Origin of the sequence: Pseudomonas sp. B7(2017), from assembly GCF_002112745.1 — a bacterium.
In the GTDB taxonomy this organism is placed as follows: Bacteria; Pseudomonadota; Gammaproteobacteria; order Pseudomonadales; family Pseudomonadaceae; genus Aquipseudomonas; species Aquipseudomonas ekonensis.
Genome location: NZ_NEIP01000001.1, coordinates 663,013 through 679,073, shown reverse-complemented (window position 1 = coordinate 679,073; position 16,061 = coordinate 663,013). Strand labels below are relative to the sequence as shown.

General features: G+C 65.8%; 12 protein-coding genes. 9 read left to right on the top strand and 3 right to left on the bottom strand.

Annotated features, from left to right (window positions below; translation table 11 throughout):
- The first annotated feature begins 69 nt into the window (after positions 1-69).
- From CAG29_RS03165 to rarD, 3 genes are all read left to right on the top strand, one after another.
- Entirely contained in the window at positions 70-1,971 is a 1,902-nt protein-coding gene (locus tag CAG29_RS03165; RefSeq protein WP_085693854.1) for a PhoX family phosphatase, read from the top strand.
- A 143-nt stretch (positions 1,972-2,114) separates the two neighbouring features.
- Positions 2,115-3,089, top strand: coding sequence for a serine/threonine protein kinase (locus CAG29_RS03160; RefSeq protein ID WP_085693853.1), 975 nt, complete (start codon positions 2,115-2,117; stop codon positions 3,087-3,089).
- 150 nt (positions 3,090-3,239) lie between these two features.
- Complete coding sequence (rarD, locus tag CAG29_RS03155; RefSeq protein WP_085693852.1) at positions 3,240-4,127, top strand: EamA family transporter RarD; 888 nt, start codon at positions 3,240-3,242, stop codon at positions 4,125-4,127.
- Positions 4,128-4,350: 223 nt separating this feature from the next.
- Here the strand turns inward: rarD and CAG29_RS03150 are convergent, their stop codons facing one another.
- On the bottom strand, positions 4,351-4,869 hold the full coding sequence (locus CAG29_RS03150; RefSeq protein ID WP_085693851.1) for a glycine cleavage system protein R: 519 nt from the start codon (positions 4,867-4,869) through the stop codon (positions 4,351-4,353).
- A gap of 564 nt (positions 4,870-5,433) precedes the next feature.
- On the opposite strand from CAG29_RS03150, the gene CAG29_RS03145 reads away from it, so the two are divergent.
- The gene (locus CAG29_RS03145) at positions 5,434-7,611 is read left to right on the top strand and encodes a malate synthase G (protein WP_085693850.1); all 2,178 of its coding nucleotides are present in this window, start codon (positions 5,434-5,436) and stop codon (positions 7,609-7,611) included.
- Positions 7,612-7,866: 255 nt separating this feature from the next.
- Here the strand turns inward: CAG29_RS03145 and CAG29_RS03140 are convergent, their stop codons facing one another.
- Positions 7,867-8,325, bottom strand: a complete 459-nt coding sequence (locus CAG29_RS03140; protein WP_085586801.1) for a response regulator — start codon at positions 8,323-8,325, stop codon at positions 7,867-7,869.
- A gap of 255 nt (positions 8,326-8,580) precedes the next feature.
- Between CAG29_RS03140 and CAG29_RS03135 the strand changes: the two genes are divergently transcribed.
- Complete coding sequence (locus CAG29_RS03135) at positions 8,581-10,515, top strand: putative nucleotidyltransferase substrate binding domain-containing protein (RefSeq protein ID WP_305879797.1); 1,935 nt, start codon at positions 8,581-8,583, stop codon at positions 10,513-10,515.
- Complete coding sequence (locus CAG29_RS03130; protein WP_085586799.1) at positions 10,512-11,219, top strand: PolC-type DNA polymerase III; 708 nt, start codon at positions 10,512-10,514, stop codon at positions 11,217-11,219. Before CAG29_RS03135 ends, CAG29_RS03130 begins: the two co-directional genes overlap by 4 nt.
- A 53-nt stretch (positions 11,220-11,272) precedes the next feature.
- Here the strand turns inward: CAG29_RS03130 and CAG29_RS03125 are convergent, their stop codons facing one another.
- Positions 11,273-11,599: a hypothetical protein gene (locus tag CAG29_RS03125; protein WP_085586798.1), complete on the bottom strand. Its 327-nt coding sequence runs from the start codon at positions 11,597-11,599 to the stop codon at positions 11,273-11,275.
- Between the two features lie 302 nt (positions 11,600-11,901).
- Between CAG29_RS03125 and CAG29_RS03120 the strand changes: the two genes are divergently transcribed.
- The 3 genes from CAG29_RS03120 (at position 11,902) to CAG29_RS03110 (ending at position 16,032) form a co-directional block, all read left to right on the top strand.
- A complete protein-coding gene (locus CAG29_RS03120) occupies positions 11,902-12,420 on the top strand; it encodes an RNA polymerase sigma factor (protein ID WP_085586797.1) in 519 nt (172 codons plus the stop codon).
- Entirely contained in the window at positions 12,417-13,388 is a 972-nt protein-coding gene (locus CAG29_RS03115) for a FecR domain-containing protein (RefSeq protein WP_085629965.1), read from the top strand. The genes CAG29_RS03120 and CAG29_RS03115 overlap by 4 nt, the downstream gene beginning before the upstream one ends.
- A 217-nt stretch (positions 13,389-13,605) precedes the next feature.
- The gene (locus tag CAG29_RS03110) at positions 13,606-16,032 is read left to right on the top strand and encodes a TonB-dependent siderophore receptor (protein WP_085693849.1); all 2,427 of its coding nucleotides are present in this window, start codon (positions 13,606-13,608) and stop codon (positions 16,030-16,032) included.
- Positions 16,033-16,061 lie beyond the last annotated feature (29 nt).

Sequence of the window (16,061 nt, the reverse complement as noted above, 5' to 3'; positions counted from 1 at the left end):
GGCACCTGCAACGAAAGCGTCATCGACCCACATTAAGGTTGGCTGCCAAAACCAAGCAGGGAGCCTGATGTGAGCCTATTAGAAGAAAACCAATCCACCGACCTCGAGAAAATGGTCGGCCTCAGCCGCCGCGGTTTCATCAGCGCCGGCGCGCTGTGCGGCGCGGCGATGTTCCTCGGCGGCAACCTGCTGAGCCGCAGCGTCCTGGCCGCCGGCGTCAGCGCCGGCAACAGCCGACTGCTGGGCTTCGACAGCATTCCCGCCGCCACCGCCGACAGCATCAGCCTGCCCAAGGGCTACACCTCGTCGGTGCTGATCAGCTGGGGCCAGCCCCTGCACAAGAACGGCCCGGCCTTCGATCCGAGCGGCAACGGCACCGCCGCCGCGCAGGAAGTGCAGTTCGGCGACAACAACGACGGCATGAGCCTGTTCGAATTCCCCGGCGACAAGAATCGCGCGCTGATGGCGATCAACAACGAATACACCAACTACCGCTACCTCTACCCCCACGGCGGCCTGCCGCAGTCGGCCGAGGACGTGCGCAAGGCCCTGGCCTGCGAAGGCGTGTCGGTGATCGAGGTGCAGCGCAGGAACGGCCAGTGGCAGTTCGTCCAGGGCTCGCGCTACAACCGACGCATCCACGGCAACTCGCCGCTGCGCATCAGCGGCCCGGCCGCCGGCCACGAACTGATGAAGACCAGCGCCGACAAGCACGGCAAGAAAGTCCTCGGCACCTTCCAGAACTGCGCCAACGGCAAGACCCCGTGGGGCACCTACCTGACCTGCGAAGAGAACTTCACCGACTGCTTCGGCAGCAGCAACGCCCAGCAACAGTTCGATGCGGCGCAGAAGCGCTACGGCGTGTCCGCCGCCAGCCGCGAGATCAACTGGCACCCGTACGACCCGCGCTTCGACATGGCCAAGAACCCCAACGAACTCAACCGTCACGGCTGGGTGGTGGAGATCGACCCGTTCGACCCGCAGTCGACCCCGGTCAAGCGCACCGCCCTGGGCCGCTTCAAGCATGAGAACGCCGCCCTGGCCGAAACCGACGACGGCCGCGCCGTGGTGTACATGGGCGACGACGAGCGCGGCGAGTTCATCTACAAGTTCGTCAGCCGCGACCGCATCAAGCACCGCAACCCGAAAGCCAACCGCGACCTGCTCGACCACGGCACCCTGTACGTGGCGAAGTTCGACGCCGGCGACGGCAACCCCGACCATCCGAAAGGCCAGGGCCAGTGGATCGAACTGACCCACGGCAAGAACGGCATCGACGCCAGCAGCGGCTTCGCCGACCAGGCCGAAGTCCTGATCCACGCGCGGATGGCCGCCACCGTGGTCGGCGCCACGCGCATGGACCGTCCGGAGTGGATCGTGGTCAGCCCCAAGGACGGCCAGGTTTACTGCACCCTGACCAACAACGCCAAGCGCGGCGAGGACGGCCAGCCGGTGGGCGGACCGAACCCGCGGGCGAAGAACGTCTACGGGCAGATCCTGCGCTGGCGCACCGACCGCGACGACCACGCGTCCAAGACCTTCGCCTGGGACCTGTTCGTGGTCGCCGGCAACCCGGGCGTGCACGCCGGCACGCCGAAGGCCGGCTCCTCCAACATCACCCCGCAGAACATGTTCAACAGCCCCGACGGGCTGGGCTTCGACAAGGCCGGGCGCCTGTGGATCCTCACCGACGGCGATTCGAGCAACGCCGGCGACTTCGCCGGGATGGGCAACAACCAGATGCTCTGCGCAGACCCTGCCACCGGTGAGATCCGCCGGTTCATGGTCGGGCCGATCGGCTGCGAAGTGACCGGGATCAGCTTCTCGCCGGATCAGAGGACCCTGTTCGTGGGGATCCAGCATCCGGGCGAGAACGGCGGCTCGACCTTCCCCGAGCACCTGCCCAACGGCAAGCCGCGCTCGTCGGTGATGGCGATCACCCGTGAGGACGGCGGGATCGTCGGCGCCTGACCGGCCCTCATCGCCGGCAGGCTGGCTCCCACAGGAAACGGGGGCGCCAGCCTGCCCGCGATGGCGTCAGCACAGACACCCACCGCCCACCTGCGTTACCATGCCGGGCCGGACGCGGCCGCCTGCCGCGCGCAGGAGTCAGCATGGCCCACCCGTTTGAAACCCTCACCCCAGACCTCGTGCTCGACGCCGTCGAGAGCATCGGTTTCCTCAGCGACGCGCGCATCCTGGCGCTCAACAGCTACGAAAACCGCGTGTACCAGGTCGGCATCGAAGGCAGTGAGCCGCTGATCGCCAAGTTCTACCGCCCGCAGCGCTGGAGCGATGCGGCAATCCTGGAAGAGCACCGCTTCACCCTGGAACTGACCGAGCGCGAGATCCCGGTGGTGGCGCCGTTGATCCACAACGACGACACCCTGCACGAACACCAGGGTTTCCGCTTCACCCTGTTCCCCCGTCGCGGCGGCCGGGCGCCGGAGCCGGGCAACCTCGATCAGTTGTACCGCCTCGGCCAACTGCTCGGGCGCCTGCATGCCGTGGGCGCGACCCAACCGTTCGAACACCGCGAAGCCCTGGCCGTGAACAACTTCGGCCATGATTCGCTGAACACGCTGCTGCAAGGCAATTTCATCCCCAAGAGCCTGCTGCCGGCGTACGAATCCGTCGCCCGCGACCTGCTCAAGCGCGTCGAAGACCTTTACGCCGCCACCCCGCACCGCAACATCCGCCTGCACGGCGACTGCCACCCCGGCAACCTGTTGTGCCGCGACGACGTGTTCCACATCGTCGACCTCGACGACTGCCGCATGGGGCCGGCAGTGCAGGATCTCTGGATGATGCTGGCCGGCGACCGCCAGGAACGCCTCGGACAACTGGCCGAGCTGATGGACGGCTACAACGAGTTCCACGGCTTCGACCCGCGCGAACTGGCGCTGATCGAGCCGCTGAGGGCCCTGCGCCTGATGCACTACAGCGCCTGGCTGGCCCGGCGCTGGGACGACCCGGCGTTCCCCCGCAGCTTCCCGTGGTTCGGCAGCGAGCGGTACTGGGGCGATCAGGTGCTGGCGCTGCGCGAGCAAACGGCGGCGCTGGATGAAGAGCCGTTGAAACTGTTTTGATCCCGCCCCCTCGACCTGGAAGGTCCCCGGTGGGAGCAGGCTCGCTCCCACCGTTTTTTGTGCGCGAATCCCTGAGCGATCGACTGCGACATTCCAGGGCGAAACTCCTTACAATCCCCCCTTTGTTAGCTGCCTAAGCAAGGACTCTGCATGCAAGCCGCCAACCCGCACCGCGGGTACATCCTGGGACTGAGCGCCTACATCATCTGGGGCCTGTTCCCGCTCTACTTCAAAGCCATCGCCGCCGTGCCGGCCGTCGAGATCATCATCCACCGGGTGCTCTGGTCGGCCCTGTTCGGCGCGCTGTTGCTGCTGGTGTGGAAACACCCGGGCTGGTGGCGCGAACTGCGGGAAAACCCCAAGCGCCTGGCCATCCTCGCGCTGAGCGGCACCCTGATCGCGGCCAACTGGCTGACTTACGTGTGGTCGGTGAACAACGGCCGCATGCTGGAGGCCAGCCTGGGCTACTACATCAACCCGCTGGTGAACGTGCTGCTGGGCATGCTGATCCTCGGCGAACGCCTGCGGCGCATGCAGTGGCTGGCGGTGGCGCTGGCGGCCATCGGCGTGGCGCAGCAGGTGTGGCAGGTCGGCAGCCTGCCGTGGGTGTCCCTGGCGCTGGCGTTGTCCTTCGGCTTCTACGGACTGATCCGCAAGCAGGCGCCGGTCAAGGCGTTGCCGGGGCTGGTGGTGGAGACCTGGATGCTGGTGCCGATCGCGCTCGCCTGGCTGCTGCTCAACCCGACCGCGGCCAGCGCCCAGGCCGAATTCTGGAGCACGTCCCAAGCCTGGTGGCTGGTGGCGGCCGGCCCTGTGACGCTGGTGCCGCTGGTGTGCTTCAACGCAGCCGCGCGGCACCTGCCCTACACCACCCTGGGCTTTCTTCAGTACCTGGCGCCGACCCTGGTGCTGCTGCAGGCGGTGCTGCTGTTCGGCGAGCACCTGTCGTCGAGCACCCTCGTGGCGTTCATGTTCATCTGGGCGGGTCTGGCGGTGTACAGCGTCGATGCCTGGCTGAGCCTGCGCCGGCGCGCCTGATCAAAAAACGAACACCCCTGCGCAGGCCACGGTTCTCGTGGCCTGCACCGTTCCTTCCCAAGGTTATCCACAGCGTGATCCCCGCCGATTGTGCGCAAGTCGCTGATTGGCGGTGATTTTTTGATCAATCTTCGCCAAGCCACGGCCGGCGTGGCCTGGCGCGCGGTCTCTACAGGTTATCCACAGCCAGGTTCAGTTTTTCACGGGATAACCTGTCCGGCGCTCAAGGGTCTGTGCGCAGCACCAGTTCCACCATCAGGTCGTCGGCCAGGGTCTCCAGCCGCGACTGCAGCACATCCAGCGACAGGGTCAGCGGCACGGCCAGGATCGCCTCGGCGTGGAACAGCGGCTCACTGCTCATCGGCGCCGGACGCACTTCAGTCACCAGCCGTTCCAGGTTCACCCCCTGCTCGCTCAGCAACCGGGTGATGTCCCGCACGATGCCGGGACGGTCGTTGCCCACCAGTTCCATGGCGATCGGTTTCCAGGTGCAGGCCTGCTCGATGCCGCTCTCGGCGATCTGCACGCGGATGCCCTGGGCCGACAGCGCCTGTAGGGAATCGACTAAAGCTTCGTAAGCCTCCGCCGGCACGCCCACCCGCAAGATCCCGGCGAACTGCCCGGCCATCCGCGACATGCGGCTCTCCAACCAGTTGCCGCCGTGCTCGGCGATGCATTGGGCGATGCGCTCGACCTGGCCCGGCTTGTCCGGGGCGAAGACGGTGAGTACGAGGTGATCCATGGCGCAGCCCTCTGTCGTGACTTTTGTGATGGAAAGGCAAGTATAGGCAAGCGGGCAGACTGTGCGGCGGGGCCGTCGACACCGACAGAACGGTGGGAGCCAGCCTGCTGGCGATGGCGCCCGCCAGGGCGCCCCAGCTTCTGCGGGAGCGGGCCTGCCCGCGAACCCAGGCGCCGCCGATCCCGGCCACAGAACAAATCGTGTACAACTTTTTATATTTAGCTGGAACAATCCAGCACTTTTTTGAGAACATCCCGTTCCGCGCCGTGACCGCAATGCGTCATGGGGTCGCAGAACGACGTAATTAGTCTGATTTTCACAACCGCAGGTCATCATGTAGTATGCCGCAGCGCGCACTACATAATGTTGGACCGATGTCTGCCCAAGGCACGTCCGCAACCCCGAAAGCCCCGTCAGCAAGGCCCCAAGCCGTTGATTGGATGCCAACCCAGCCGCCGGCGACGGCATGTACTGGTAGAGGGGTTTGTGGTTTAAATGGCCAGTGGCTTCATCGTCAATTCGAAGAGCTGAAAAGCGAAATAGCTGAGCAGAGTGAGGCAAGCAATGACTGAACACGTTCAAGTCGGTGGCCTTCAGGTCGCCAAAGTCCTGTTCGACTTCGTGAACAACGAAGCCATTCCCGGTTCCGGCCTCACCGCCGAGCAGTTCTGGGAAGGCGCCGACAAGGTCATCCACGACCTGGCGCCGAAGAACAAAGCCCTACTCGCCAAACGCGATGATTTCCAGGCCCGTATCGACGGCTGGCACCAATCCCGTGCCGGTCAGCCTCACGACGCCGCGGCCTACAAAGCCTTCCTGCAAGAGATCGGCTACCTGCTGCCCGAAGCCGCCGATTTCCAGGCAACGACGCAAAACGTCGACGACGAGATCGCCCGCACCGCAGGCCCGCAACTGGTCGTGCCGGTGATGAATGCCCGCTTCGCCCTCAACGCCTCGAACGCCCGCTGGGGTTCGCTGTATGACGCCCTGTACGGCACCGACGCCATCAGCGAAGCCGGCGGCGCGGAAAAAGGCAAAGGCTACAACAAGGTGCGCGGCGACAAGGTCATCGCCTTCGCCCGCGCCTTCCTCGACGAAGCCGCGCCGCTGGCGTCCGGCTCCCACGTCGATTCCACCGGCTACAGGATCGTTGACGGCAAACTGGCCGTCTCGCTCAAGAACGGCAGCGAGACCGGCCTGCGCAACCCGGCGCAGCTGATCGGCTTCCAGGGCGACACCAACGCCCCGCTCGCCATCCTGCTGAAAAACAACGGCCTGCACTTCGAGATCCAGGTCGACGCCGCCACCCCGGTCGGCCAGACCGACGCCGCCGGCGTCAAAGACATCCTGATGGAAGCGGCGCTGACCACCATCATGGACTGCGAAGACTCCGTGGCCGCCGTCGACGCCGACGACAAAGTGGTGATCTACCGCAACTGGCTCGGCCTGATGAAGGGCGACCTGGCCGAAGAAGTGGCCAAGGGCGGCCAGACCTTCACCCGCACCATGAACCCCGACCGCACCTACACGAAGGCCGACGGCAGCGAACTGACCCTGCACGGCCGCTCGTTGCTGTTCGTGCGCAACGTCGGCCACCTGATGACCATCGACGCGATCCTCGACCGGCACGGCAACGAAGTGCCGGAAGGCATCCTCGACGGTCTGGTGACTTGCCTGGCGGCGATGCACAACCTCAACGGCAACACCTCGCGCAAGAACACCCGCACCGGCTCGATCTACATCGTCAAGCCGAAGATGCACGGCCCGGAAGAAGCGGCGTTCACCAACGAGCTGTTCGGCCGCATCGAAGACGTGCTGGGCCTTGCGCGCAATACCCTGAAAGTCGGGATCATGGACGAGGAGCGCCGCACCACGGTCAACCTCAAGGCGTGCATCCAGGCGGCCAGCGAGCGCGTGGTGTTCATCAACACCGGTTTCCTCGACCGCACCGGCGATGAGATCCACACCTCCATGGAAGCCGGCCCCGTCGTGCGCAAGGCCGACATGAAGGCCGAGAAGTGGATCGGCGCCTACGAGAACTGGAACGTCGACATCGGCCTGCGCGCCGGCCTGCAAGGCCGTGCGCAGATCGGTAAAGGCATGTGGGCGATGCCCGACCTGATGGCGGCGATGCTCGAACAGAAGATCGCCCACCCGCTGGCCGGCGCCAACACCGCCTGGGTGCCGTCGCCGACCGCCGCCGCGCTGCACGCGCTGCACTACCACAAGGTCGACGTGTTCGCCCGCCAGGCCGAACTGGCCAAGCGTGAGCGTGCGTCGGTGGACGACATCCTGACCATCCCGCTGGCGGTCAACCCGACCTGGACGCCGGAGCAGATCAAGCACGAACTGGACAACAACGCCCAGGGCATCCTCGGTTACGTGGTGCGCTGGATCGACCAGGGCGTGGGCTGCTCGAAGGTGCCGGACATCAATGACATCGGCCTGATGGAAGACCGTGCGACGCTGCGCATCTCCAGCCAGCACATCGCCAACTGGCTGCGCCACGGCGTCGTCACCGAGGCCCAGGTGATGGAAAGCCTCAAGCGCATGGCGCCGGTGGTGGACCGTCAGAACGCCAACGACCCGCTGTACCGCCCGCTGGCGCCGGACTTCGACCGCAACATCGCCTTCCAGGCGGCGGTCGAACTGGTGATCGAAGGCACCCGACAGCCTAACGGCTACACCGAGCCGGTGCTGCACCGCCGCCGCCGCGAGTTCAAGAAGGCCAACGGCCTGTAACCCGCGCTGACGCCGGAGACGAAAAAGCCCTGATCTTGCGGTCAGGGCTTTTTTTTGGGGTGCGCCTTGGCTGACGCCATCGCCAGCAGGCTGGCTCCCACCTGGTCTTGCAGCGTTCGCAGGTACCGCATTCACCCAAGATTCCGTGTGGGAGCCAGCCTGCTGGCGATGGCGTCAGCGAGACCACCGCAACGGGCATGGAACCGGGGTAAAAAGAGGCTGCAGATACCGGCCTCGCAAACCTTCACAACAAGGTTAGGGCGCCATCCCCAATTCACGCCTCGCCAACTGCAGCAGCTTGGCGGTGTCGATGGGCTTGAGCAGAAAGTCCACCACACTCAGGTGCATGGCGGCGATGGCGTCCTTCACCGAGGCGTCGCCGGACACGATGATGATCGGCAGGGCCGCGCGCTCCGACTCGCGCACCCGACGAATCAGCTCAAGCCCCCCCACGTGCTCCATGCGCAGGTCGGTGATCACCAACCCGATCCGCCGTTTGTTGTCCGTGTCGGGCATCAGCATCCTGAGCGCCTCTTCGCCGCTGGAGGCGGTCACGCAATCGATGCCGTCCAAGGCGAGGATCTCCGCCAGCAACTCCCGGGCGTCCTTGTCGTCGTCGACGATCAATGCCCGTTGAGGCGGCAGCGCGGGCTCGAGCATGACGTCCCGCAGCGCCTCCTGTTCGGCGTCGCTCAAAATATCGTGATCGGACATGGCGTTCTCTACGTAGGCAAGTCGTTCCCCTGGCACAGTGGTCAGACATCGCTGGACAGAGCTTCAATGTGCACTTCGTCGGATTGTTTTCCAAGGGGCCGGAAAAAGAAAATCCGACTGATAACGTAGGGCATTTCCGAAATGCCCCGAACGGCATTGCCCACCTAGACTTACGTCCAATGGGCACCCCGGCCGCAGGCGCCGACCATGGCGACAACGCTCCAACAACAATTCAAAGAAACTGCGGTCATGGTCATGAGTAAAGCGGACGCCTTCACCCAGGCAGGGAAAACCGCCGTATTGCAGAACATCCAGGGCACCCTGCAATTCCTTCAGCGCTTCCCGCCCTTCAATCAGATGGAACATGCCCACCTGGCCTACCTGGTGGAGCAGTGCCAACTGCGCTTCTACGGCCAGGGCGAGAGCATCGTCAAACCCGCCGACGGGCCGGTCGAACACTTCTACATCGTCAAGCAGGGCCAGGTGGTCGGCGAACGGCCCCATACCGCCAAGGGCGGCACCGAAACCACGTTCGAAATCACCGCCGGCGAGTGCTTTCCCCTCGCCGCCCTGCTCGGCGAACGGGCGACACGCACCGAACACCTGGCCGGCGAAGACACCTTCTGCCTGCAACTGAACAAACCGGCGTTCATCAAACTGTTCGCGCTCTCCGGGCCGTTCCGCGATTTCGCCCTGCGCGGCGTCAGCAGCCTGCTGGACCAGGTCAACCAGCAGGTCCAGCAAAAGGCCGTGGAGACCCTCGGCACCCAATACTCGCTGAACACCCGCCTCGGCGAACTGGCGATGCGGCATCCGGTGACCTGCGCCCCGGCCACGCCGTTGCGCGACGCGGTGAAGCTGATGCACGAGCAGCAGGTCGGCAGCATCGTCGCCGTGGACGGGCACAAGGCGCCGCTGGGGATCTTCACCCTGCGCGACCTGCGCCACGTGGTGGCCGAAGGCGTCGGCGACCTGAGCGAACCCATCGAACGCCACATGACCCCGTCGCCCTTCTGCCTGTCGCCGGACCACAGCGCGTTCGACGCGGCCATCGCCATGACCGAGCGGCACATCGCCCATGTCTGCCTGGTCAAGGAGCAGCGCCTGTGCGGCGTGGTGTCCGAGCGCGACCTGTTTTCCCTGCAGCGGGTCGACCTGGTGCACCTGGCGCGCACGATCCGCAGCGCCCAGCGCGTCGAGCAACTGGTGGCCCTGCGCGGCGAGATCGGCCAACTGGTGGAGCGGATGCTGGCCCACGGCGCGTCGTCCACCCAGATCACCCATATCATCACGCTGCTCAACGACCACACCGTGTGCCGGGTGATCGAACTGACCCTGGCCGACAAGGGCGATCCCGGCGTGCCCTTCAGTTGGCTGTGCTTCGGCAGCGAGGGCCGACGCGAACAGACCCTGCACACCGACCAGGACAACGGCATCCTGTTCGAGGCCCGCGACGCGGCGCACGCCGCCGAGATCCGCGGCAAGCTGCTGCCGATCGCCCAGCAGATCAACCACAGCCTTGCGCAGTGCGGTTTCGCGTTGTGCAAGGGCAACATCATGGCCGGCAACCCGCAGCTGTGCCTGTCCCGCGCCGAATGGGCCCGGCGCTTCGCCGCGTTCATCCGCGAGGCGACACCCGAGAACCTGCTGGGATCGAGCATCTATTTCGACCTGCGGGTGGTCTGGGGCGACGGGCAAGGCTGCGAGCAACTGCGCCGCGGCATTCTCGAGCAGGTCGGCGACAACCGCCTGTTCCAGCGCATGATGGCCGAGAACGCCCTGCGCAACCGTCCGCCCGTGGGGCGCCTGCGCGAGTTCGTGCTGACGCGCAAGGGCGGCGAAAAGGCCACGCTGGATCTGAAGGTCCAGGGCCTGACCCCGTTCGTCGACGGCGCGCGCCTGTTGGCGCTGGCCCACGGCATCGACGCCAACAACACCCTGGAACGCTTCCGCAGCCTGGTGGAAAAGGACGTCATCGACCGCCTGGACGGCGCAGCCTACGAGGAGGCCTACCACTTCATCCAGCAGACCCGCCTCCAGCAGCATCAGATCCAGACCCGGGAAAACCTGCCGTACTCCAACCGGGTCGATCCCGACAGCCTCAACCACTTGGACCGGCGCATCCTGCGCGAGTCCCTGCGCCAGGCCCAACGCCTGCAAAGCAGCCTGACGTTGCGGTATCAGCTATGAACCTGTTCTCGTGGCTGCGACCGGCCGGGCCCGACCTGCCGGATCCGTTGCGGCAACGGCTGGCGAAGCTGCCGCCGCCCCGCGAGCTGGATGAATGCAGCCTGCGCGAACAGCGCTGGGTGGTGCTGGACCTGGAAACCACCGGGCTGAACCTGAACAAGGACCGCGTGCTGTCGATCGGCGCGGTGGTGATCGAGGACGGCGCGGTGGACTTCGGCCAACAGTTCGAACGCACCCTGCAATGCCGCGAAATGAAGCTGGGGCCCAGCGTGCTGATCCACGGCCTGGGGCCGAGCGCGATCGCCGCCGGCAGCGATCCGGCCGAGGCGTTGCTCGATCTATTGGAGTTCATCGGCGACAGCCCGGTGCTGGCCTTCCATGCGCCGTTCGACCGGCACATGCTGGGCCGGGCCGTGAAGGAACACCTGGGCCATAAGTTGCAGTCGGTGTTTCTCGACGTGGCGGACCTCGCGCCGCTGCTGTGTCCGCAGGCGCATTTGCGTGAAGCCGGGCTGGACGACTGGATCGGCTGGTTCCGGCTGGAGGTGTTCGAGCGCCATCACGCCAGCGCCGATGCCCTGGCCACCGCCGAACTGGCGCTGATCCTGTTCAGCCGTGCCCGGCAACAGCAGATCCACAGCCCGCTTAACCTGCAGCAGCGCCTGGGCCAGTGGAGGCGCCGGCAACAGGCGCCTTCGTTCTGATCCCCGCTCCGCGACGCAGGGCGGGGAGACGCAGGGCAGGCCTGTTCACAGGCTCATTGTACGGCGACGCCGTCCCGGCTTTTTTGCTTGGCGAGACGGCGCCGTTGGCGTGCGTGCAATCCGACGAAGTAAACCAGCGCCCCGGCCAGATAGAGGGGCCACAACGTAATGAGCACGACTTGCAGCCACACATCCAGCATGTCCCCGCCTTCGCGGAAGAACGTTTTGAGCACCAGGGCCATCACGGGATTGCGCTCGATGGGCCGCTCGTTGTCGTCGATCCAGTTCCAGCCGACTCGCCCTGCCTCGCCCAGCAGTAATGCGCCAATCCATGCCGCCATGAAAATCAGGCTGGGCAATGCGAGGTAAATCAGTTTCATCAGGGTGTTTCTCCGGGTCGGCGTCCGATCGTCTGCAAGCGAACGAACGAAAGGCGAATGACATCATATCGCCATAAACTCCGGCTATCCTACCTTGTTGCCCACCCGTTCGGCACCGCCCGGATCAAGTTTCATCATCCGTCTCACTTACGCCGTCGACGGGATTGATCGCCCGGCGATCCCATCCACAGGCAACGGCGCCTCGGGATTACCCGACCGGTGGCCAATTGCTAACGATTCCCACCTCTGACACAATCGCGAACAATTCTCGTTGGTTAACACTTCCCAGTCGGTGATACATCGTGTCGTCAGCCCAAAGCCCCCACAGTGAGCTCGTCGGTGCGTTGTATCGCGACCACCGCAGTTGGCTGCTGGCCTGGTTGCGGCGCAATGTGGCGTGTCCGCAGCGGGCGGAGGATCTGAGCCAGGACACCTTCGTGCGCCTGCTCGGCCGCGACGAGCTGCCGGTGCCCCGCGAGCCCCGGGCCTTCCTGGTGGCCATCGCCAAGGGCCTGCTGTTCGACTATTTCCGCCGCGCCGCGCTGGAACAGGCCTACCTGACCGAACTGATGCTGATCCCCGAAGGCGAACAGCCGTCGGTGGAAGAACAGCAACTGATCCTCGAAGACCTCAAGGCCATCGACCGGATGCTCGGCCAACTGTCGACCAAGGCCCGCGCCGCCTTCCTCTATAACCGCCTCGACGGCCTCGGCCATGCCGAGATCGCCGAGAAGCTCGGCGTGTCGGTGCCCCGTGTGCGCCAGTACCTGGCCCAGGGCATCCGCCAGTGCTACATCGCCCTGTACGGTGAACCGACATGAGCCCCGCCGGTTCCCGGCCGGTGCCGGCCCATGTGCTGGACGCGGCCATCGCCTGGCAACTGACCCTGGATTCCAGCAGTCCGCTGGAGCGCGAAGAGTTCGCCAAATGGCACGCCGCCAGCGAAGAGCACGCCCGCGCCTGGCGCCAATTGGGCATGCTCGACCAGCGTTTCAGCGTAGCCAAGGGGCCGGCGCGCACGGCCCTGCTGCAATCGCGCGAAGGCATCCGCCGCCGGGTGCGCAAGCTGGGCAGCGGCCTGGCCGGGATGGTGGCGGTGGTCGGCCTGGCCCTGTTCGCCAGCGAGCGCTACCTGCCGCTGGACTACTGGCTGGCCGACCAGCGCACCGCCACCGGCGAACAGCGCACCGTGCGCCTGACGGACGGCACCTTGCTCAACCTCAACACCCACAGCGCGGTGGATGTGCGCTTCGATCAGCGGCAACGGCTGATCGTGCTGCAGGAAGGCGAAGTCCTCATCGAGACCGGCCACGGCGATGCCCGGCCGTTCATCGTCGAGACCCGCGAAGGCAGCATGCGGGCGCTGGGCACGCGGTTCCTGGTCAAGCGCGAAGAACACGGCACGCGCCTGAGCGTGCTGCAGTCGGCGGTGGCCGCCCATCCGCAGAGCGACCTGCAGGAGCGCATCCTGCGCGAAGGCCAGCAGGTGCTGATCCGCCGCGACGGCCTGGATCCGGTGGCGACGCTCGACCCCGGCGCCGATGCCTGGACCCGCGGCATGCTGGTGGTGGACAATGCCCGGCTGGAAGACCTGGTGCGCGAGATCGGCCGCTACCGCCGCGGCCACCTGGGCACCGCGCCGGAGGTCGCCGACCTGCGCATCACCGGCAGCTTCCCGCTGCACGACACCGACAAGGCCTTGAGCGCCCTGCTGCCGACCCTGCCGGTGCAGATCGAACACCACACGCCGTGGTGGGTCACCGTCGCCAAGGCCGATGCCAAGCCCTGAAGAATCGCGTTGTCCGCACGTTCGCCATCGCGCCCCCACATGGAATCCCGAGAACACCCGCAAACCTGGGGGAGCGGGCTTGCTCGCGACAGGGCCATCCGCCGCACCGAAGAGGCCTGACCCCGCCGCCCGAAAAAATTTCACCCAGCCCTATCACTTTTCGAATCTCGTCCGGCACACAGGCAATTGAGAAATATTTCCATTCAGGAGCCGCCGTATGTCCCGTTCGCTAGACACCTTGTTGCGCCCCAGTTTGCTGGCGGTCGCCATCGCCCTCTGCACCCCGCTGGCCAGCAGCCAACTGATCGCCGCTGAACAGGCGTCGAACGTACGCGCGTACAACCTGCCGGCGGCGCCGCTGTCCACCACCCTGAACCAGATCGCCAGCCAGGGCGGCCTCGCGCTGTCGCTGGATCCCGCGCTGGCGGCCGGCAAGACCTCGGCGCCGGTCAACGGCCAGTACGATGCGGCCGGCGCCCTGCGCGCGGCCCTGCGCGGCACCGGCCTGCAACTGGAGCAGAGCGGCACCGGCACCTATACCCTGGTGGCCGTGCCGGACGGCGTGATGGCCCTGCCGGAGACCTCGGTGATCGGCGTCGAGAACACGGAAAGCGCCTGGGGCCCGGTCGAAGGCTACACCGCCACCCGCACCGCCGCCGGCACCAAGACCGACACCGCGCTGGTCGAAGCCCCGCGCTCGATCTCCGTCGCCACCCGCCAGCAGATGGACGACCGCAGCGTGCACAGCCTCGATGACGCCGTGCGCTACATGCCCGGCATCACCGCCAGCAGCTACGGCAGCGACACCCGCGCCGACTGGCTGCGCGTGCGCGGCTTCGAACCGACCCAGTTCCTCGACGGCCTGCCGCTGCCCAAAGGCGTCTACGCCAACCCGAAACAGGAAACCTGGAACCTGGACCGCCTCGCCCTGCTGCGCGGCCCGGCCTCGTCCGTCTACGGCCAGACCCCGCCGGGCGGCCTGCTGGACATGGTCAGCCGGCGTCCCAGCGACATCGCCAGCAGCGAGATCCAACTGCAGTACGGCAGCGACAACCACCGCCAGATCAACTTCGCCAGCACCGGCAAGATCGACGACGCCGGCCGGTTCCTCTACGGCATCAGCGGCGTGGTGCGCGACAGCGGCACCCAGATCGACCACGTCGACAACAAGCGCTACAACATCGCGCCGAGCCTGACCTGGAACATCGACGATGACACCAAGTTCACCCTGCTGACCCAGTTCACCCGCGACGACACCGGCATCACCAGCCAGTTCCTGCCGGTGCAGGGCACCAAGATCGACATGCCGTTCGGCAAGGTCTCGCACCACAAGAACCTGGGCGATCCGGACTGGGAATACTACGACCGCACCTACTACGCGCTGGGCTATGCCTTCGAGCACCGCCTCAACGACGTGTGGCAGTTCAAGCAGAACCTGCGCTACACCAAGTCGGACCTGTCGTTCCAGGGCATCACCGTCGGCTCCTACCCGTTCACCCAGGTGGACAACGAAGGCAACGTCGGCCGCTCGACCACCATCGTCGACGAAGACATCAGCCAGTTCGCCGTGGACAACAACTTCCAAGCCGACTTCGCCACCGGCGACATCCGCCACACCCTGCTGCTGGGCCTGGATCACCAGCGCAGCAACACCAACTACACCTCGATCTTCGGCAGCGCGCCGTCGATCAACGTGAACAACCCGATCCACGGGCTGCCAATCACCCGTCCGGCGCGCTCCACCGCGTTCTACGACTACGACCAGAAGACCCACCAGACCGGCCTGTACGTGCAGGACCAGATGGCCCTCGACCAATGGCGCCTGACCCTCGGCGGCCGCGAGGACTGGGTGCACACCGGCACCAAGTTCTTCAACAAGGGCAACGCCACCAGCACCGACCGCGACAAGGCCTTCAGCGGCAACGCGGCGCTAAGCTACGTGTTCGACAACGGCTTCGTGCCGTACATCTCCTACGCCGAGTCCTTCCAGCCCACCAGCGGCGCCGATTCCAGCTCCACCGAATCGCTCAAGCCGACCGAAGGCAAGCAGTGGGAAATGGGCATCAAGTACCAGCCGCCCGGCAGCAAGACCCTGCTGACGGCCGCCGTGTATGACCTGACCCAGAAAAACGTGTCGGTCACCACCACCGTCAACAACATCCCGCTCACCAGCCAGACCGGCGAAGTGAAGGTCAAGGGCCTGGAGCTGGAAGCGGTCTCCGACGTCACCGACAACCTGAAGGTGATCGCCGCCTACACCCTGGCCAAGTCCGAAGTGCAGAAAGGTGACGACAAGGGCAACCGCCTGCAACTGATGCCGAACCAGCAGGCATCGCTGTGGGCCGACTACACCTGGCACACCGGCGTGCTCGACGGCTTCGGCATCGGCGCCGGCGCCCGCTACACCGGCAACACCTACGGCGACAAGGCCAACACCTGGCTGGGCAAGGCCGACGCCTACACCGTGTTCGACGCCGCCGTGCACTACGACCTCGGCCGCCTGGACAACAGCCTCAAGGGCGCGTCGGTGGCCATCAACGCCACCAACCTGCTGGACAAGGACTACATCTCCACCTGCGACAGCTTCTACTGCTACTACGGCGACCAGCGCAGCGTCGTCGCCAGCGCCACCTACAAGTGGTAAGCGACTGAGCTGAACCGGCCCCGCAGCCA

Excerpts from the sequence above, each read along its gene's own strand:
- CAG29_RS03115 (WP_085629965.1), top strand. The coding sequence starts at position 12,417 with ATGAGCCCCGCCGGTTCCCGGCCGGTGCCGGCCCATGTGCTGGACGCG.
- CAG29_RS03130 (WP_085586799.1), top strand. The coding sequence starts at position 10,512 with ATGAACCTGTTCTCGTGGCTGCGACCGGCCGGGCCCGACCTGCCGGAT.
- CAG29_RS03135 (WP_305879797.1), top strand. The coding sequence starts at position 8,581 with ATGAGTAAAGCGGACGCCTTCACCCAGGCAGGGAAAACCGCCGTATTG.
- rarD (WP_085693852.1), top strand. The coding sequence starts at position 3,240 with ATGCAAGCCGCCAACCCGCACCGCGGGTACATCCTGGGACTGAGCGCC.
- CAG29_RS03145 (WP_085693850.1), top strand. The coding sequence starts at position 5,434 with ATGACTGAACACGTTCAAGTCGGTGGCCTTCAGGTCGCCAAAGTCCTG.
- CAG29_RS03110 (WP_085693849.1), top strand. The coding sequence starts at position 13,606 with ATGTCCCGTTCGCTAGACACCTTGTTGCGCCCCAGTTTGCTGGCGGTC.
- CAG29_RS03125 (WP_085586798.1), bottom strand. The coding sequence starts at position 11,599 with ATGAAACTGATTTACCTCGCATTGCCCAGCCTGATTTTCATGGCGGCA.
- CAG29_RS03140 (WP_085586801.1), bottom strand. The coding sequence starts at position 8,325 with ATGTCCGATCACGATATTTTGAGCGACGCCGAACAGGAGGCGCTGCGG.
- CAG29_RS03150 (WP_085693851.1), bottom strand. The coding sequence starts at position 4,869 with ATGGATCACCTCGTACTCACCGTCTTCGCCCCGGACAAGCCGGGCCAG.
- CAG29_RS03160 (WP_085693853.1), top strand. The coding sequence starts at position 2,115 with ATGGCCCACCCGTTTGAAACCCTCACCCCAGACCTCGTGCTCGACGCC.